This window comes from Stenotrophomonas sp. SY1 (assembly GCF_021202945.1).
In the GTDB taxonomy this organism is placed as follows: Bacteria; Pseudomonadota; Gammaproteobacteria; order Xanthomonadales; family Xanthomonadaceae; genus Stenotrophomonas.
The window spans coordinates 1539540-1558178 of record NZ_JAJOYR010000001.1; the positions used below are offsets into that span (position 1 = coordinate 1539540).

General features: G+C 65.4%; 14 protein-coding genes. 2 read left to right on the forward strand and 12 right to left on the reverse strand.

Annotated elements, in window-relative coordinates; all coding sequences use genetic code 11:
* Positions 1-6 precede the first annotated feature (6 nt).
* Both dnaE and LR961_RS06330 read right to left on the reverse strand, forming a co-directional pair.
* Entirely contained in the window at positions 7-3600 is a 3594-nt protein-coding gene (dnaE, locus tag LR961_RS06325) for a DNA polymerase III subunit alpha (RefSeq protein WP_232147569.1), read from the reverse strand.
* A 301-nt stretch (positions 3601-3901) separates the two neighbouring features.
* Positions 3902-4549 (reverse strand): hypothetical protein, encoded by a 648-nt coding sequence (locus LR961_RS06330; protein ID WP_232147570.1) that lies wholly within the window; start codon positions 4547-4549, stop codon positions 3902-3904.
* 150 nt (positions 4550-4699) lie between these two features.
* Between LR961_RS06330 and LR961_RS06335 the strand changes: the two genes are divergently transcribed.
* Together LR961_RS06335 and LR961_RS06340 are read left to right on the forward strand one after the other, a co-directional pair.
* Entirely contained in the window at positions 4700-6904 is a 2205-nt protein-coding gene (locus tag LR961_RS06335) for a winged helix-turn-helix domain-containing protein (protein ID WP_232147571.1), read from the forward strand.
* 50 nt (positions 6905-6954) lie between these two features.
* Entirely contained in the window at positions 6955-7413 is a 459-nt protein-coding gene (locus LR961_RS06340) for a hypothetical protein (protein WP_232147572.1), read from the forward strand.
* An 18-nt stretch (positions 7414-7431) separates the two neighbouring features.
* On the opposite strand, the gene LR961_RS06345 is transcribed toward LR961_RS06340, so the two are convergent.
* The 10 genes from LR961_RS06345 to uppS all read right to left on the reverse strand — a co-directional run bounded on the left by LR961_RS06345 (position 7432) and on the right by uppS (position 18608).
* A complete protein-coding gene (locus LR961_RS06345) occupies positions 7432-8049 on the reverse strand; it encodes a ribonuclease HII (RefSeq protein ID WP_232149235.1) in 618 nt (205 codons plus the stop codon).
* Between the two features lie 38 nt (positions 8050-8087).
* Complete coding sequence (gene lpxB / locus LR961_RS06350) at positions 8088-9305, reverse strand: lipid-A-disaccharide synthase (protein ID WP_232149236.1); 1218 nt, start codon at positions 9303-9305, stop codon at positions 8088-8090.
* Between the two features lie 50 nt (positions 9306-9355).
* Positions 9356-10147 carry an acyl-ACP--UDP-N-acetylglucosamine O-acyltransferase gene (lpxA, locus tag LR961_RS06355; RefSeq protein ID WP_232147573.1) on the reverse strand — a complete coding sequence of 264 codons (792 nt, stop codon included), beginning with the start codon at positions 10145-10147 and terminating at the stop codon, positions 9356-9358.
* An 18-nt stretch (positions 10148-10165) separates the two neighbouring features.
* Positions 10166-10624: a 3-hydroxyacyl-ACP dehydratase FabZ gene (gene fabZ / locus LR961_RS06360; RefSeq protein ID WP_232147574.1), complete on the reverse strand. Its 459-nt coding sequence runs from the start codon at positions 10622-10624 to the stop codon at positions 10166-10168.
* Positions 10621-11643 (reverse strand): UDP-3-O-(3-hydroxymyristoyl)glucosamine N-acyltransferase, encoded by a 1023-nt coding sequence (gene lpxD, locus LR961_RS06365; RefSeq protein ID WP_232147575.1) that lies wholly within the window; start codon positions 11641-11643, stop codon positions 10621-10623. Before lpxD ends, fabZ begins: the two co-directional genes overlap by 4 nt.
* Positions 11644-11971: 328 nt before the next feature.
* Positions 11972-14401: an outer membrane protein assembly factor BamA gene (gene bamA, locus LR961_RS06370; protein ID WP_232147576.1), complete on the reverse strand. Its 2430-nt coding sequence runs from the start codon at positions 14399-14401 to the stop codon at positions 11972-11974.
* 71 nt (positions 14402-14472) lie between these two features.
* Entirely contained in the window at positions 14473-15831 is a 1359-nt protein-coding gene (gene rseP / locus LR961_RS06375; protein WP_232147577.1) for an RIP metalloprotease RseP, read from the reverse strand.
* Between the two features lie 26 nt (positions 15832-15857).
* Positions 15858-17054, reverse strand: coding sequence for a 1-deoxy-D-xylulose-5-phosphate reductoisomerase (locus LR961_RS06380; protein ID WP_232147578.1), 1197 nt, complete (start codon positions 17052-17054; stop codon positions 15858-15860).
* Between the two features lies 1 nt (position 17055).
* Complete coding sequence (locus LR961_RS06385; protein WP_232147579.1) at positions 17056-17877, reverse strand: phosphatidate cytidylyltransferase; 822 nt, start codon at positions 17875-17877, stop codon at positions 17056-17058.
* Positions 17874-18608, reverse strand: coding sequence for a polyprenyl diphosphate synthase (uppS, locus tag LR961_RS06390; protein WP_269670650.1), 735 nt, complete (start codon positions 18606-18608; stop codon positions 17874-17876). The genes LR961_RS06385 and uppS overlap by 4 nt, the downstream gene beginning before the upstream one ends.
* Positions 18609-18639 lie beyond the last annotated feature (31 nt).

Here is an 18639-nt window from a genome sequence, read left to right on the forward strand (position 1 = left end):
GTCCGGTCAGTTGGCCCAGGGCGGGCTGTACTTGACCTTGACCCGGCGCACGGCGGGGTCTTCGCGCAGGGCGTCGAGCAGTTGCGTGCTGACCCGCACCGCACCGCTGCCGCCCAGGTCGAGCATGCCGGCGATACTGCCGTCGGGCTTGCCGTTGAGCAGCAGGTCCAGCCGCAGCGGGGTGCGGCCGGGGCGGGCGGTGGCAAGCAGGGCATCGATGCGCTGCCAGGTCGGGCCACCGCGGCCGTCCACGCGCAGCGACAGGCGCAGTGCATGGTCGGCGCACAATTGCTCGTAATCCCAGCACTGGCGGATGCGCAACGCATAGCCGCCGTTGAATTCGTCTTCGCGCAGGCCGCCCTTGACCACCAGGATGCGGTCCTTGGTCATCAGGTGCCCGAACTCGGCCAGGCCATCGGTGAAGGCGCTGCATTCCACGCGGCCCTTGCCGTCTTCCAACTGCATGAAGACCTGGCTGTCGCCCTTGCGGCGCACGCCCACCACCATGCCGGCGAGAATCACCGGTGACTCCTGGCGCCAGGCGCGCTTTTCGCCGTCCTTGGACGGGAAGGCGGGCGCGATCAGCTTGTCCAGCGCGCCCAGATCGGTACCGACCAGTTCCTTGACGTCCTCGGCATACGGGTCGAACGGATGGCCACTGAGATAGAAGCCCAGCGTTTCGCGTTCGCCATTGAGCAGTTGTGCCAGCGGCCATTCCTTGCTTTCAGGAAGGTCCAGCTGACGCGCGGTGCTGACCGGGTCGGGCGCGCCGAACAGCGAGTTCTGCCCGGAGGCCTTCTCGCGCGCCATCTGATCGGTGGCCTTGAGCACTTCCGGTAATTGCAGCATCAGCGTGGCGCGGTTCTTGCCCAGGCCGTCGAGCGCGCCGCAGTTGATCATCGCTTCGAGCGTGCGACGGTTGAGCTTGCCCGATTCGATGCGCACGCAGAAATCCAGCAGCGTGCTGTACTCGCCGCTGCGTTGGCGTTCTTCGACCACCGCTTCACACGCACCCTGACCAACGCCCTTGATGGCGCCCAGCCCGTAGCGGATGGTGTCGGCGTTGGCCGCTTCGAACATGTACGCCGAATCGTTCACGCGCGGCGGCAGCACGGTCAGGCCGAGATTGCGCACCTCGGCCAGGAAGCCCACCACCTTGTCGGTGTTGTCCATGTCCGAGGACAGCGTCGCGGCCATGAACTCGGCCGGGTAATGACGCTTCAGCCATGCGGTCTGGTAGCTGACCAGCGCATACGCGGCGGCGTGCGATTTGTTGAAGCCGTAGCCGGCGAACTTTTCCATCAGGTCGAAGATGGCATCGGCCTTGGCTTCGTTCACGCCGTCCTTGGCGGCGCCCTCGCGGAAGATTTCGCGGTGCTTGGCCATTTCGGCCGGCACCTTCTTGCCCATCGCACGACGCAGCAGGTCGGCGCCGCCCAGCGAGTAGCCGCCGACGATCTGCGCCATCTGCATCACCTGCTCCTGATACACCATGATGCCGTAGGTGTCTTTCAGGATCGCTTCGGTGCGTGGATCGGGATAGATGATTTCTTCCTGGCCGTGCTTACGCGCGTTGAAGGAAGGAATCAGGTCCATCGGGCCGGGGCGGTACAGCGACACCAGCGCGATCAGGTCTTCGAAACGGTCAGGGCGTGCGTCCTTCAACAACCGGCGCATGCCCGAGGATTCGAACTGGAACACCGCACCGGTGTTGCCGTTGGCGAAGATGTCCTTGTAGGTCGGTGCGTCGTCGAGCGGGATGGCAGAGATGTCGACCGGCGGAATGCCCGCGCGCTCATGGCGCTTGTTGATCGCCTTCACCGCCCAGTCGATGATCGTCAGGGTACGCAGGCCGAGGAAGTCGAACTTCACCAGGCCCACTTCTTCCACGTCGTTCTTGTCGAACTGGGTGACCGGATTCTTGCCGAGCCCACCTTCGTCATGTTCGGCGTACAGCGGGCAGAACTCGCTCAGCGGCTCGGGGCCGATCACCACGCCACCGGCATGCTTGCCGGCGTTGCGGGTGAGGTCTTCCAACTGCAGCGCCAGGTCGATCAGGTCGCGGACGTCGTCTTCGGTTTCATAGCGCGAGATCAGCTCGGCCGAGGCCATTTCCGAATTGGCGCCTTCCTTGCCCATGCCCAGCGCATCCTTCAGATGGATGCCCAGGATGTTGGGGATCAACTTGGAAACGCCATCCACCAGGCCGTACGGGAAACCGAGCACGCGGCCGGTATCGCGTACCACTGCCTTGGCCGCCATGGTGCCGTAGGTGATGATCTGGCTGACGCGCTCGCGCCCGTACTTGCGCGCGACGTAGTCGATCACTTCATCGCGGCGGTCCATGCAGAAGTCGATGTCGAAGTCGGGCATCGACACGCGTTCGGGGTTGAGGAATCGCTCGAACAGCAGGTTGTACGGCAGCGGATCCAGATCGGTGATCTTCAGCGCCCATGCCACCAGCGAACCGGCACCCGAACCACGGCCTGGGCCGATCGGAATGCCCTGGTTCTTACCCCACTGGATGAAGTCGGCCACGATCAGGAAGTAGCCGGGGAAGCCCATCTTGATGATGGTGTTGAGTTCGAATTCGAGCCGCTCGAAATAATCCTCGCGGCTCATGCCCGGCGCCAGCGGATTCTTCTGCAGGCGTTCTTCCAGGCCGTCGCGCGAGATCTTCTGGATCCAGGTGTCCAGGGTTTCGTCGTCGGGCACCGGATAGTTGGGCAGGAAGTAGGTGCCCAGCCGCATCTCGACGTTGCAGCGCTGTGCCAGCGCCAGCGTGTTGTCGATCGCATCGGGGATGTCGGCGAACAGTTCGCACATCTGTTCGGGCGACTTGAGGTACTGCTCGCGGCTGTATTCGCGTGGACGCTTGGGGTCGTCAAGCACGCGGCCGGTGGAAATGCATACGCGCGCCTCGTGCGCGTCGAAGTCTTCCGGCGCGAGGAAGCGCACGTCGTTGGTCGCCACCACCGGCAGGCCACGTTGGCCGGCGGCCATCAGGGCGAACTGGTTGAACGGCTCTTCGCCTTCGCGGCCGGTGCGGGTCAACTCCAGGTGCAGGCCGTCACCGAACACGTGCTGCCAATCGGCCAGCTGCTGCTCGGCCAGATCATGGCGGCCTTCGGACGCCAGACGCCCGGCCAGGCTGTGGCGCCCGGCCAGCGCGAACAGGTTCTTGCAGCCGTCCTTGAGCCATTGCGGATGCACGGCCACGCCACCTTCGTTGCGATGGCCTTCCATCCAGGCGCGGGTCAGCAGCCGTGACAGGCTCAGATAGCCTTCACGGTCGCGGCACAACAAGGTCATGCGCCACGGATCGTGGCCTTCCTCGGCGATCAGCAGGTCGGCGCCGGCGATCGGCTTGATGCCCACGCCTTCGGCAGCCTTGTAGAACTTCACCAGCGCGAACATGTTGTTCAGGTCGGTGACGGCCAGGGCTGGGGCCTTCATCTCCACCGAGCGGCTGAGCAGGTTGGCCTGCTTGGCCTTCTTGGGATCGGCCTGATCCGGTTTGGCGGGCACGCGGATGGTGGAGTCCACCATCGAGAATTCGGTGTGGACGTGAAGATGGACGAAGCGGGAAGAAATAGACATGCCGGGCCAGAAGTGTGCCGACGCAGGGTAGCGACGGGGGCGGGGATGGACAAGGCTTGACATGAAAGCCCGTGGTTGCCGGCCCGGGGAACTCGGCAAGGTGCTCCATCCTGACAGGAACCGGGCACGGCTGGGGTAACGGAGAAGCTGCGACGGGCATGCCAGCGCTGCAACCGCCGCCACATCGACCGCAGGCACCTTCTGCGAGGTGGCATTCCATCCGTCTGGCCGGCGGGGCTGCGCCTGAGGCAGCCCCGGGGTGAACAGGTTGATCCGGGCAAGGTTCTGGCGGTGTTGCCTGTCAGTGGATGCGGAAGTAGCTGGGCGTTTCAGGCGCGTAGCTGCTTTCGCGGACCCGCTGCTGGTGCTCATGCAGGCGGGCTTCGATTTCCCGCAGTTCCATCCAGATCTGGCGGTTGAAGGCGATATCCGCATAGCCACGGCCCTGGCGATCAGCCTCAAGCTGACGCAGGCGCTGGTAATCGATGAAGTTGATCACTTCGTAGACCAGCTTCGGCCAGGCGGTGTCGATCACGATGGCCTGGTCCAGGTGGCCGACGCCGGGCACCGAGTCGGGAATCAGCTGCCGGCTTTCGTGCAGATAGCCGACCACTTGCCGGGCTTCGGAGAGCACGTCGTCGGCGGGCTCCCAGTCAGCGTCCTGAAGCATCTGTTCCAGGACCCGCGCGTGCTGCAGGCGCTGCTGGATGCACGGCGACGGGGCCGCGTCCGGCGCCTGGTCGTTCAGGCTTCGGGCGGCGGTGGCCAACTGGTCGGTCTGCAGTGGCGGGCGGGTGCGGCCGAGGCGGGCGAGCAGCTGGTTGAACAGTTCCACCTCGCGATGAACCAGCACGAAGTCGTTCACATGACTGCGGCGATGGGGGATGCCGGCCGGGTACTGATCCAGGACCTGCGGCAGCGGAAGGCGGGTGTCGAAGAAGGTGTTCATGGTGCTGCTCCTGGCGTGACTGGGGGAGGCGTCCGTGAAGGTCAGGACGCAGCGTCAGCATCCGCTTGGGCGTAGCATGTGTCCTGATGGCAGGCGGAGCCTTCAGACAGTCATTGCGCTGGTTTCTGAGGTTTTCGTGAGGGCTTGCCGATGGGTTCAACCGAAGACCCTGGTGACACTGGCCAAGTGGTCGAACGGTACCGTTTCGACGGGATCGTGGTGGATGCCGTGGCACATACGCTCTGCCGCGACGGCCAGTTTCATTCTGTGGAACCCAAGGCGTTTGCCGTGCTGTTGCTGCTGCTGCGGCACGCCGATGAATTGCTGGTGCGGGACCTGCTGCTCGATGCGGTCTGGGGCCACCGGCATGTGACTCCGGGGGTGCTGACCCGCGCCATCGCCCAGCTGCGCTCGGCACTGGACGACCATTCACATGAGCCTCGCTACATCCAGACCCAGCACGGGCTGGGTTACCGCTTCATTGGCAAGCTGCTGCCCCCGGAGCAGGCGGAAGCGCCGGTCAGCTTGCCCCCGGAGTCGGAGCCCGTTGCCAGCCCGGCATCGGCGCTGCCACATGCTGAAGCCGGCGATGAGGAAATCCCGGTGCCGACGCTGAAACCGGCATCGCGATTCTGGCGGGGGCGACAGGCAGCCAACGTGCCGCTGCCACTGTGGTTGCGTTCGCGCACGTGGCTGATCGGGCTGGGCCTGGCGTTGCTGGCGCTGGGCGGTGGCGCGTGGTGGTGGGCGCATGCGCCTGCGATACGTCCAGCGGTGGAAACACCATCGATTGCGGTGATGCCGTTCAGCAGTCTCAGCGGCAACGCTGACGACCGCTACTTCGCCGACGGCCTGGCGGTGGAAATGCACGATGCCCTGGCCAACGTGCCGGGGCTGAAGGTGGCCGCGCGGCAGGTGGCTGCGGTGAGTGATGCCGACAGTGACGTGCGCCGGATCGGGCGCCGGCTCGGGGTGGCCACGCTTCTGGATGCCAGCGTCCGTCGTGAGGGTGGCCGGGTACGGATCAGTGCGCGCCTGTCGGATGCGACCACCGGATTCACCTTGTGGTCGGAGACCTACGATCGGGAAATCACCGATGTGTTCGCATTGCAGGGCGAGATCGCCAGCAAGGTCGTTCAGGCCTTGCTGGGACACCTGCCCGGCGATGGCGCGATGGTGGCGAGGCGGCTGACGCCGACCACGGACGTCAACGCCTACGACGCCTACCTGCGCGGATTGGCGTTGTTGCAACGCCCGATTGGTGAGACCGGCAACGATCGGGCCATGGCCAGTTTTCGCCAGGCCCTGGAAATCGACCCTCAATTCACCCGCGCGCAGGCCGGGATCTGTCGGGCGCAGATCGCCCGGTTGGAGGGCGTCAGTGACGCCGAAGCATTTGAGCGTGCACGGCAGGCGTGCGCGCAGGCGCAGGCGATGGATCCGGAACTGCGCGAGGTGAGCCTGGCGCTGGCAGAAATCGCGCGTGTCAGTGGGCAGAACGAACAGGCGCTCACGCTTTACCAGCAGGTTCTCGACGAGCCGGCGCTGCGTGCCGATGGCCTGGTCGGGCTGGCGCGCAGCTACGGTGCATTGGGCCAGGAGGAGCGGGCGCAGGATTACTTCCAGCAGGCCATCGCCGCACGCCCCAGCGATGCGCAGATCTACCGCTTGCTCGGTTACCACCAGTGGCTGCGCGGCGACCTGCCCAAGGCGATCGAAGCTTTTGTCACCGCCACCATCCTGCAACCGGAGGACAGCCGTTTGTGGAGCAGCCTGGGCGGCTTGTATCTGGCGCAGGGCGACAGTGCCCAGGCCGGGCGAGCCTTCAGCATGTCGTTGTCGATCGAACCCAATGCCGGTGCGCTGACCAACCTTGGCACGATGAAATTCGATGACGGCGAGTACGCGGTGGCGGCAGGCTTGTTCCGACAGGCAACGGTGCTTGAACCGGGCGATTACCTGCACTGGGGCAATCTGGGCGACGCGCTGTCCGCCTCGGCCGAAACCGCCGCGCAGGCGCAGGCGCCGTACCGGCGTGCGGCGCAGTTGGCGCAGCAATACGTTGATGTGCGCCGCGACGACGCCTATGCGCTGGCGCTGTTGTCCTGGTATCGCGCCAACCTGGGAGAACGCCAACGTGCGCGGCAGGACCTGCAGGCTGCGCAGAAGCTTGGCACGCAACAGGCTGAGGTCGCGCTGTGGTGCGCGCAGACGCTGACCTTGATCGAGGATCAGGCCGGCGCGCGTCGCTGCATTGCCGATGCGGTGCAGCAGGGCATTCCGCAGCAGCGCATCGATGCACTGCTCGCGTTGCAACGCCATGCGGTTGCGGCAGGGGCCGCGCGGCAGAAGTAGGTGGGGGTTTCCCTGTCCGAGGCGGCGGACCTCATCGAGGAGTGGTCGTCATGATCAACAACATGTGGTTCAACGCAGCGCTGCTGGGTTGCCTTGTGGGTGGTATCGCGCCGTCGTCATCGCTGGCGGCACCGGGCGTGGTGACGCAGTGCACGGGGCAGGTGCCGCCGCGCATCGTGAAGCTGGTTTATGTCGAGGTGACGCAGGGCGCGTCCGGGCCGGTCGTCACCCCGGAGGAATGCGTGGTGCGCAGTGGAACGCAGGTGGTGTGGCGTACCGCGGAAGATGCGCTGCTGCCGTTCGAGCTGACCTTCGCTCAATCACCCGGTGTGCCCGCAGGTGAGGTGTCCGGGCCGGCCGATCCGAAGGAGTTTGCGTCGCGGCGCATGGGCAAGCGGCAGGAGGTGCAGATCGTCGCCAAGAACGTGACCGTTGCCAGCGACATCCGTTACGACGTGCGCATTGGTGCTGTGCAGATCGACCCGGGGATCAAGATCATGCCGCGTTGAGGAAAGCCAGGTTGTCGCTCAGGCCGGAGCCAGGCAGGCGCGGACCGGGGCGAAGCTGCGCCGGTGTTGCGGGCAGGGGCCATGGGCCCGCAACGCTGCCAGATGCAACGGCGTGCCGTAGCCCTTGTGCTGGTCGAAACCGTATTCGGGATGCTGCGCGTGCAGTTCCAGCATGTAGCGGTCGCGGGTGACCTTGGCCAGGATCGAGGCAGCCATGATCGCGCGGTCAAGCGCATCGCCACCGACCAGTGCCTCAGCCGGGCAGGGCAGGCCCTTGGGAATCTTGTTGCCGTCGATGCGCGCGAACTGCGCAACGTGGCCAACACCTTCTACTGCACGACGCATGCCCTGCATGGTGGCCTGGAAGATGTTGAGGCTGTCGATCTCGTCCACATCGACCATGACGATGCTGTAGGCCAGTGCGCGCTCGATGATGCGGTCGTACAGCAGCTCGCGCTTGGCGGCGGTGAGTGCCTTGGAATCATCCAGGCCGTTGAGGCGCGGACGATCGGGGCAGAACACCACCGCGGCAACCGCCACCGGCCCGGCCAGCGGACCACGACCGGCTTCATCCACGCCGGCGATCATGCGCGGGCCTTGCCGTTCGGTCAGAACGGCATCGTTGAACAGCGACAGCGAAAGGTCCGCTGCCTTGGCGAGGGAACGACGAGCGGTCACGGCTGGCCTTGCTTGGCCGCTGTGTCCAGCAGCCCGGCAACCGCATCTGCGGCACGGGCGGAGGCATCCTGGCGCAGCTGCTGGTGCAGGCGCACGTAGTCGCCCTGCAGGGCGGCTACGCGTTCGGGATGCTCAAACCATTGCGATACTGCAGCGGACAGGTTGTCCGGGGTGCAGTCATGCTGCATAAGTTCCGGTGCCAGATCCTTGCCGGCCAGCACGTTGGGCAGCGCGTAGCGGTTGACCTTGATCAGGCCCAGCGTGCTGACGATGCGGTAAGTGAGTTCGGCCACGCGGTAGCCAACCACCATAGGCCGTTTGACCAGCATGGTTTCCAGCGTGGCGGTGCCCGAGGCCAGCATCACCACGTCGGCGGCGATCATCGCTTCGCGGGCGCGGCCATCGAGCAGATGCACGCGCGCGCTGGGCAGTGCTGCGGTGCGGATCTGCTCGATGATCATCGCCTTGCATTTGGCATTGGCCGCAGGCACCACGATATGCAGGTGGCGCATCTGCTCGCACAACTGCCACGCAGCGGCGAAGAACGGCGGGCCGAGGCGGCTGACTTCGCCCAGGCGGCTGCCGGGCAACACGGCCAGTACCGGCACGTTGTCGGGAATGTTCAGCGCGGCGCGCGCTTGCGCGCGATCGTTCTCCAGCGGAATCTCGTCGGCCATCGGGTGGCCGACGAAGCGCGCATCGATGCCGTGCCTGGCGTAGATCGGCGGCTCCATCGGGAACAGGCACAGCACCAGGTCGGCGCTGGCACCAATCTTCTCGGCACGTTTCTCGCGCCAGGCCCACACCGACGGGCTGACGTAATGCACGGTGCGCAGGCCACGTTGCTTGAGCCACTTTTCCACGCCCAGATTGAAGTCCGGTGCGTCGATGCCGATGAATACGTCCGGCTTCCAGTCCAGCACGCGCTGGCGGAACTCCTTGCGCAGCTTCAACAGGCGCGGCAGGTGGCGGAGGATTTCGGCCAGCCCCATCAGCGCCAGTTCGCTGGCATCGAACCAGGTCTCGCAGCCGGCATTGCGCATGGCATCGCCGCCGATGCCGGCAAATTCGGCATCCGGATAGCGCGCGCGCAGCGCCTTGATCAGGCCGGCGCCAAGTCCATCGCCGGAGGCTTCACCGGCGACCAGCGCGATGCGGAGCTTGCGGCGGGGAACAGGCAGCGGGGAGGGTGAAGCAGCCGATGACGCACGCAGCGTATCCGGCTTCGCATCCACGCCCAATCCTGGTTCCGCGCGCTCGGTGCTCATCGCTGCAACGGACGCTCGCCGCTTTCGATGAACTCCAGCAGATGCTTCACGTCGTCGCTGTCACGCGCCTGTTCGGCCAGCTGCTGCTTGGCTTCGGCCAGTGGCAGGCCAGCAACGAAGATGGTGCGGTAGGCACGCTTGATGGCGCTGATGCGCTCGGCGTCGAAGCCGCGGCGCTTCAGGCCTTCGCTGTTGATGCCGCGCGGGCGGCCGTGGCCGTCGATGCCGACCATGGTGAACGGCGGGATGTCGCCGGTGACCAGCGCGCCCATGCCAAGGAAAGCGTGGTCGCCGATGCGGCAGAACTGGTGGGCACCAGCGAAGCCGCTGATGATCACCCAGTTGCCGACGCTCACATGCCCGGCCAGCGTGGTGTTGTTGGAGAACACGCAATGGTCGGCGACATGGCAGTCGTGCGCGACGTGCGTATAGGCCAGCATCCAGTTGTCATTGCCGATGGTGGTGATGCCACCGCCGCCGGCAGTGCCACGGCTGAGCGTGACGAATTCGCGGAACACGTTGCGATCGCCGATCACCAGTTCGGTGCGTTCGCCGGCGAACTTCTTGTCCTGCGGTTCGCCGCCGACGGCGACATGGCCGATGAAGCGGTTGTCGCGGCCGATGCGGGTCGGGCCGTGGATGCTGCAATGCGGCCCGATCTCGGTGCCGGCGCCAATTTCGACATCCGCACCAATCAGGGTGAACGCGCCCACACGCACGCCTTCGCCCAGCTTGGCCGACGGGTCGATGACCGCAGTGGGGTGAATCAGGGGGGCGCTGTCACTCATTCGTGTTGCTCCAGCCGGTTATTCGCGGGTGCCGGCGCACAGCACTTCGGCATGTGCGACCACTTCACCGTCCACCTTGGCTTCGCCGTAGTAGACGGCCATGTTGCGGATCACACGCTTGACCTGCACATGCAGTTCCAGCACATCACCCGGCACCACCTGCTTCATGAAGCGCACGTTGTCCACCTTGACCAGGTAGAACAGCTTGGACTGCGCGTCGCGGCCCAGGCTCAGCTGGGTCAGCACGCCGCCGGCCTGTGCCAGCGCTTCGATGATCAGCACGCCCGGCATGATCGGCTGGCCCGGGAAGTGACCCTGGAAGAACGGCTCGTTGATGGTGACGTTCTTGTGCGCAATGATGCGCTTGCCTTCCACATCAAGCTCGACGACCTTGTCGACCAGCAGGAATGGATAGCGGTGCGGGATCAGCGTCTGGATCGTGTTGACGTCGATGGGCAGCTGCAGCGGTGCGTTCATTCTTTCTCCTTGCTCACAGCCAGGATGCGTCGTGCCAGCGCATCAAGCTGCTTGAAGCGCGCGGCGTTCTTGCGCCACGTGCGGTTGTCGGTCAAAGGGGTGCCGGAGGAGTACTCGCCCGGTTCGGTAATTGAATTGCGTACCACCGATTTGCCGGTGATGACCACGTGGTCGCAGATTTCCAGATGGCCGACCACGCCGACGGCGCCGCCGAGCAGGCAGTAGCGGCCGATCTTGGCGCTGCCGGCGATGCCGGTGGAGCCGGCGATGGCGCTGTGCGCGCCGATCTGCACGTTGTGCGCGATCTGCACCAGGTTGTCCACGCGCACGTCTTCATCGAGCACGGTGTCTTCCAGCGCGCCGCGATCCACGCAGCTGTTGCAGCCAATCTCGCAATCGTCGCCAATGCGCACGCCGCCCAGCTGCGGCACCTTGATCCAGCGTCCGCCATCCATCGCCAGGCCAAAGCCTTCGCCGCCAAGCACGGCGCCGGGGTGGATGCGCACGCGCTTGCCCAGCTTGACGCGGGCAACCAGGGTGACGCGTGCCAGCAGTTCGCAGGCCGAATCGAGCGTGCAGTCGTCACCGATGATGCTGCCGGGGCCGATGATGCAGCTTTCGCCGATCACCGTGCGCGCGCCGATGCAGACATGCGGGCCGATATGCGCGCTGGCAGCAATCGTCGCGCTTGGGTCGATGACCGCGCTGGGGTGGATGCCGGGCTCGCGCACGGGCACGGTTTCAAATAGCGCGCCGATCCGGGCGAAGGTGGTGTAAGGGTCCTTGGCCACCAGCGCGGTGCCGGGGGCACCCTCGGCATCGTCGGCACGCAGCACGATGATGGAGGCCTGACTGTCGGCCAGCTGCGTGCGATAACGCGGATTGGCCAGGAAGGTCAGCTGGCCGGGGCCGGCATGTGCGAGCGTGGCCACGCCATGGATGGCGGCGGCGGGATCACCCTGCACCTGCAAGCCGAAGCGGTCAGCAAGTTCCTGTGCGGTATAGGTAGGAGTATTCACGCGGCGAGTTTACCGTGAGCGTAGGTGACGGTCATGCGGGCAGGCCTGATCGGGCGGGGATGGCTGGAACGACAGTGGCTGGATATTGCCGTCCAATGACAGCCAGAGGCGGGCAGGGCCACAACGGCAGAAGCGACAGCCCCGAAGCATCCTGAAAAGCGGCCTGATCACGCGGATCAGCGCCGTTTGCATTCTGGACAAGAGCCCATTTGGCAAAGGGGCGCGCCGACTGGCGTGGGACTCGCAGGGCTTGAGCGCGACCCCGCAGTTCCGTCACGACGGAACTGCGGGTGGCCGGGGCAGGGCCCCGGTCAAACGGGCCAATTCGTCAGAACTGGCCGCCGAAGGTGAACTGCAACCGCTCGATCTCGTCGCCGTCTTCCTTCTTCAGCGGGAAGGCATAGCTGATCGAGATCGGGCCGACCGGGGCGCGCCACAGCAGGGCGACACCGGCCGAAGCACGCAGCTCGTTGGCCTTGAAGTTGTCGATGCCGCTGTAGACGTTGCCGAAGTCGAAGAACGCCGAAACACGGGCCGACGGGCTGTCGAACAGTTTCGGGAAGTAGGCTTCGATCGAGCCGACCGTCTTCACCGAGCCACCCAGCGGCTGGCCGTTGTAGTAGCCGCCGATCGCTTCCGAACGTGGGCCGAGGGTGTTGTCTTCGAAGCCGCGCACCGAGTTGGTGCCGCCGGCGTAGAAGTTCTCGAAGAACGGCAGGCCCGACGCCGTCACCTGGCGGTGCTTGGCGGTTGGGTTGGTGGCGCAGTCGACCACCGTGGTGGTGGCGGCCGACGTGTCGGTGGCCGGAACGTCGTTCCAGCAGATGTCACGCACCTTGTCGCTGCCGTAGGAATCGCCGTAGCCCAGTTCCAGGCGGGTGTTGATCACCAGCGAGGGGATGATCGGCCAGTACTTGGAGAACTGGTAGCTGAGCTTGTAGTACTCCACGGTCGAGCCCGGCAACGTGGTTTCCAGGCCCAGGCGCTGGTAGGTACCACGCGTGGGCATGAAGTAATCGTTACGGGTGTCGCGTGCCCAGCCCAGCTCGGTACGCCAGGAGTGGAAGGTCTTGCTACCGACGGCATCGATGTAATCGATGATCGACTGCGGCGTGTAGCCGGGGTAGGTGGTGATCTGGTTGCTGTCGATGCCGAACATCAGCGAGAACGCGTCGTTCTCGGTGATCGGAATGCCGAACACCATCTGCGCCGAACCGTTGGTGCTGTTGTACTGCGCGGTGTTGAAGTCGGAGTAGTCCAGCTCGCGCCAGGACAGGTTGTAACCCAGCGACACGCCGTCATCGGTGAAGTACGGGTTGGTGTAGGAGAAGCCGTAACGCTGCAGATAGCTGCTGCGCGAAGCCTCCACCGACACGCGGTTGCCGCCGCCCAGGAAGTTGTTCTGCGACAACTGCACCGAGGTGGTCATGCCGTAGGACTGCGAATAGCCCAGGCCGAACACGAAGCTGCCCGAGGTGGTTTCCTTGACGTTGTAGACCACGTCCACCAGGTCGTTGCTGCCGGTGACCGGGGTGGTTTCCACGTCCACCGATTCAAAGTAGCCCAGGCGCTGCAGGCGGATCTTGGAACGGTCGATGGCGGCCTGCGAGTACCAGCTGTTCTCGAACTGGCGCATTTCACGGCGCAACACTTCGTCGGCGGTGCGCGAGTTGCCCTGGAATACGATGCGGCGCACCGACACGCGCGGACCCGGAACCACCTGCATGTTCACCGCGACGGTACGTTCGGCGCGGTTGCTGGTCGGAATCGGGTTCACCTTGGCAAAGGCGTAACCGATGTTGGACAAGGTATTGGTGATGCCGTCGGCGCTCAGTTCCAGCAGGGCACGCGAGAACGTGTCGTCCTTGCGCTGGATCAGCATCTTCTCGACATCTTCCTGCGGCAGGATGGTGTCGCCGGTGACCTTGATCTCGGAAATCTTGTACTGCTCGCCCTCGGTCACGCCGGCGGTGACGAACATGTCGCGCTTGTCCGGGCTGATCGAGACCTGGGTGGAGTCGATGCTGAAATCGACATAGCCACGGTCCAGGTACCAGGAATTGAGCTTTTCCAGGTCGCCGGACAGCTTTTCCTTGGAGTACTGGTCATCGCGGCGGTACCACGAGGCCCAGTTGTGTTCCTTCGACTCCCACTGCTCGAGGATGTCCTCGGCCGGGAATTTCTCGGTGCCGACCAGGTTGACGTGGCGGATCTTGGCCGCCTTGCCTTCCTTCACGGCAATGGCCACGTCCACGCGGTTGCGGTCCAGCGGGCTGACGGTCGGGGTGATCTCGACGTTGTACTTGCCACGGTCGTTGTACTGGCGACGCAGTTCCTGGGTCACGCGGTCCAGGCTCAGGCGGTCGAACGTGCCGCCTTCGCTCAGGCCGATGTCGCTCAGGCCCTTGAGCAGCTGCTCGCTCTTGATGTCCTTGTTGCCGGTGACGGTCAGCTTGTTGATCGCCGGACGTTCCTTGACGGTGACCACGAGGATATCGCCCTGGCGGTCCAGCTGCACGTCCTCGAAGAAGCCGGTCTTGTACAGCGCACGGATGGTGTCGCCGACCTTGCTGTCGTCGACCACATCGCCGCGTTCCACCGGCAGGTAGGTGAATACGGTGCCGGAGGAGATGCGCTGCAGGCCGTCCACGCGGATGTCGCTGGCGGTGAACGGCTCGGCCGCCTGTGCGAGCGCAGGCAGTGCCAGGCCGGCAGCAAGGGCAAGGGCTAGCAGGCGGCGATTGGGGAGTCGCGTCATATCACGTCCGGTTGGAGTCGATTTCAGAGTTGCGTGGGTGCCGGCGTATGACGACGTCAGCGGGAAAAAGTTCATCGCGGGACAAGGCCAAGGATGTCGTTGTAGAACGCCAACCCCATCAGCCCCGCCAGCAGTGCCAGACCGATGTACTGGCCAGTTGCCATGGCTCGCTCGCTGAGCGGGCTGCCCTTGACCAACTCAATAAGGTAATACAGCAGGTGGCCGCCGTCCAAGACAGGGATCGGCAGCAGGTTGATGATGCACAGGCTCAGCGACAACAAGGCCAGGAAATACAGGAACCAATCCACGCCGCGTTCAGCCGAGGCATTGGCCACGCGGGCGATGGTGATCGGGCCGGAAATGTTCTTGACCGAGGCGTGCCCGGTCAGCATGCGCCGCATCATGCCCAGCGAATCGGAGGCCAGTTTGCCGGTTTCGCGCACGGCGGCCGGCAAAGCGGCGAGCACGCCGTACTGCTGGCGGGCGTCGTAGGGGGCGGTCTGGTCGGTGACGAAGTTCACGCCGATCAACCAGCGCGGCTTGCCATCGGGTGCCTGGCTGGGTTGCGGGGTCAGCTCCAGCGCCAGCCGTTCTCCGGCGCGCTCGACTTCGACCATGCCTGGGCCGCCACGTTCGCCCAATTGCTGAATCAGCGGCATGACCTGGTCGGCGCTGTCCACGCGCTGGCCGTCCACCGCCAGGATCAGGTCGCCGGATTGCAACTGCCCGGTGGCAGCAGAGTCCGGAGCCACGCTCTCAACCCGTGCCGGCTGCAACCAGAACTGCCAGATCAGGCCCGCTTGCACGGCGACCTGGCGTTCATCGAAACCGGCCGGCAGCCGCGACAGCGGCAGGACCCGGGTTTGTTCGTTTTCCAGCACATCGCGAACGCGGACCTGCGCATCCTGCCGGTCCATCGCGGCGGTGGTCAGGCCCATGCTGGCTTCGGCCCAGGTGCCGATCGGGCGTCCATCCACCGAAAGTACCTGGTCGCCCGCAGCAAAGCCGGCTTCTGCGGCCATGCCGCTGGTGCGGCCAAGGGTGGCCGAGTAGTCCTGGCGACCGATCACGAACATCGCCCATAGCAGGGCAATGCACAGCACCAGATTGGCGATGGGACCAGCGGCGACGATGGCTATGCGCTGCCAGACGCTCTTGTTGTTGAACGCTTCGGCGCGCTCGCCGGCGGCCACTTCGGCCTCGCGCTCGTCCAGCATCTTGACGTAGCCACCCAGCGGAATGGCGGCGATGGCGAACTCGGTGCCGTTGCGGTTACGGCGGCTCCACAGCGGTTTGCCGAAGCCCACCGAGAAGCGCAGCACCTTTACGCCGCAACGTCGGGCCACCCAGTAGTGGCCGAATTCATGGAAGGTCACCAGCACGCCAAGGCTGACGATCATCCACCACACGGACCCCAGGAAATCAGCCATGGGCGCAGCTCGATTGGAAAGTGGGTTCAGGCATTCGGCAGGCGGGCGATGGCGGTTTCGGTGATCTGGCGTGCCTGGGAATCGGCGGCCAACAAGACGTCCAGTGTATCGGCCGCCTCGTGGGGCAGGGTGGAAAGGGTGTGCTCGACCAAGGCAGGAATCGACAGGAAGCCTACGCGGCCCTGAAGAAACGCTGAAACGGCCACTTCATTGGCGGCATTCAGGATGGCCGGGGCGCTGCCGCCGGCGTCCATCGCCTGCCAGGCCAGGCGCAGGCAGGGGAATGCGTCCAGGTCCGGCGCTTCGAAATCCAGCCGGCCCTGGGTGAGCAGGTCCAGGCCGGAAACGCCCGATTCGATGCGTTGCGGCCAGCCCAGGCCAACGGCAAGGGTGGTGCGCATGTCCGGCAGGCCAAGCTGGGCCAGGGTCGAACCGTCGATGAATTCGACCAGGGAATGCACCAGGCTCTGCGGATGCACCAGCACATCGATGCGCGAACCTGGGACGTTGAACAGGTGATGGGCCTCGATGACTTCCAACCCCTTGTTCATCAACGTCGCCGAATCGACCGAGATCTTCGGGCCCATCGACCATTTCGGGTGGGCAACGGCCTGGGCCGGCGTAACCGCCGCCAGGTCGCTGCGGCTGCGACCCCGGAAAGGGCCGCCGGAAGCGGTGAGGATGATGCGGCGAACCCCGGCCTCGAGGCTGGCGTCGCGCGAACGCAGGCACTGGAAGATGGCGTTGTGCTCGCTGTCGATCGGGATGATCTCAGCGCCTGCGGCAGCAGCCTCGCGGGTCAGCAGCTCACCGGCCAGTACCAGCGACTCCTTGTTGGCCAGCAGCAGCCGTTTCCCGGCGCGGGCGGCGGCAAGTGTGGAAGACAGCCCGGCCGCGCCGACGATGGCGGCCACCACGGTGTCGCAGTTGTTGCTGGCGGCCAGTGCGTCGATCGCTTCCTGGCCCGCGTGTGCTTCCGTGGCCAGGCCTGCGTCGAGCAGACCATCGCGCAGACGCACGAACAGCGCCGGGTCGGCGATGGCAGCGTGATCCGGGCGGTGCGTGCGGCAAAGCGCGATCAGCGCATCGACGTTGCCGCCGGCAGCCAGCACGCTGGCGCGCATCTGCTGCGGATGACGGGCGATGACATCCAGTGCCGAGGTGCCGATCGAGCCGGTGGCACCCAGGATCGCGACCTGGCGCTGACGAGAAGAGGTGGGCATGTCAGAAACCGAAGAATTCCTTGCCCAGCGCGAACACCGGCAGCGCGGCGAGCACACCGTCGATGCGGTCGAGCACGCCGCCGTGGCCCGGGATCACGTTGCCCGAGTCCTTGGCGCCGGCATGACGCTTGAGCAGGCTCTCGAACAGATCGCCCAGCACCGAGGCCAGGACGGTCACCGCGGCAACCAGCATCAGCCAGCCGAATCCGGCCAGCTGCACGCCGGCCAGCCAGCCGAACACACCGGCAACGATCAAACCGGCCACCAGACCGCCGATCACGCCTTCGATGGTCTTGTTGGGGCTCACGCGTGGGGCCAGCTTGTGCTTGCCGAACGTGCGGCCGGCAAAGTAGGCGCCGGAATCGGCGGCCCACACGGTGGCCAGTGCGGTCAGCAGCCAGATGTGGCCGTTCGGCTCGCTGTCGTGGATCAGCACCAGCGCCGCCCAGGCCGGGACGATGGCCAAGGTGCCGGCGGCGAGCTTGAGCATGCGCGAGCCGCTTTCCTCGTGCGCGCCATAGTTGAAGTAACGCAGCCACACCAGCGCCAGCAGCCAGAAGCCGACGCCGACCAGGATGGTGAGCAGGAACAGCACGTTGCTGCCGGCCGATGCCCAGACCAGCAACACCATCAGCAGCAGGTTTAGGACCAGCAGCACGGTGCGCGGCAGGCCATCGACGCCGGTGAGCTTGAGCCATTCCCACAGGCCGATCAGGAACACCAGCGCGGCCGCGGCAGCCAGCCATTGGGTGGGCAGGAACAGGATCGCGCAGATCGCCACGGGGGCCATGATCAGCGCGGCGATCACACGGGTTTTGGTCATGGCAGTGCGCCCTGTGCCGCGTCGGCGGCGATCTGGGCGCTGGTCAGGCCGAAGCGGCGTTCGCGCCCGGCATAGTCATCCAGCGCCTGTTGAAGGATGGTCGCATCGAAGTCCGGCCACAGTACGTCGCTGAACCACAGCTCGGTGTAGGCCAGCTGCCACAGCAGGAAATTGCTGATGCGGGTATCGCCGCCGGTGCGGATGAACAGGTCCGGTGCAGGCAAGTCGGCCAATGCGACGTGACGACCAAGCAGTTGTTCGTCGATCTGTTCCGGCAGCAGGGTGCCGGCGGCAACCTGTTGGGCCAGGGCGCGGGCGGCCAGGGCGATGTCCTGGCGACCACCGTAACTGGCGGCGATGTTCAGGGTCATCGCAGCATTGGCCAGGGTGCGCTGCTCGGCCTTGTCCATGCGCTGCACGATGCCGGCCGAAAAGCGCGAGCGGTCGCCGATGAAGCGCACGCGCACGCCGCGACGGTGGAGTTCGTCCACTTCGCGGTCGAGTGCGCCGAGGAACAGCTTCATCAGCGAATCCACCTCCTCCTGCGGACGGCCCCAGTTCTCGCTGGAAAACGCAAACAGGGTAAGCGCGGCAATGCCGCGCTCAAGGCAGAACTCAATGGTGCGGTTGACCGCGCGGGCACCGGCACGGTGGCCGATCATGCGCGGCCGCCGGCGCTGCTGCGCCCAACGGCCATTGCCATCCATGATGATGGCAATGTGCCCCGGCAGACGCGGTGCGGGCGTGCCGCTGGGCAGGATG

Coding starts and splice junctions, on each gene's coding strand:
- LR961_RS06380 (WP_232147578.1), bottom strand. CDS start 17,054: ATGCCCACCTCTTCTCGTCAGCGCCAGGTCGCGATCCTGGGTGCCACC.
- LR961_RS06385 (WP_232147579.1), bottom strand. CDS start 17,877: ATGACCAAAACCCGTGTGATCGCCGCGCTGATCATGGCCCCCGTGGCG.
- fabZ (WP_232147574.1), bottom strand. CDS start 10,624: ATGAACGCACCGCTGCAGCTGCCCATCGACGTCAACACGATCCAGACG.
- lpxA (WP_232147573.1), bottom strand. CDS start 10,147: ATGAGTGACAGCGCCCCCCTGATTCACCCCACTGCGGTCATCGACCCG.
- dnaE (WP_232147569.1), bottom strand. CDS start 3,600: ATGTCTATTTCTTCCCGCTTCGTCCATCTTCACGTCCACACCGAATTC.
- LR961_RS06340 (WP_232147572.1), top strand. CDS start 6,955: ATGATCAACAACATGTGGTTCAACGCAGCGCTGCTGGGTTGCCTTGTG.
- rseP (WP_232147577.1), bottom strand. CDS start 15,831: ATGGCTGATTTCCTGGGGTCCGTGTGGTGGATGATCGTCAGCCTTGGC.
- LR961_RS06335 (WP_232147571.1), top strand. CDS start 4,700: ATGGGTTCAACCGAAGACCCTGGTGACACTGGCCAAGTGGTCGAACGG.
- bamA (WP_232147576.1), bottom strand. CDS start 14,401: ATGACGCGACTCCCCAATCGCCGCCTGCTAGCCCTTGCCCTTGCTGCC.
- LR961_RS06330 (WP_232147570.1), bottom strand. CDS start 4,549: ATGAACACCTTCTTCGACACCCGCCTTCCGCTGCCGCAGGTCCTGGAT.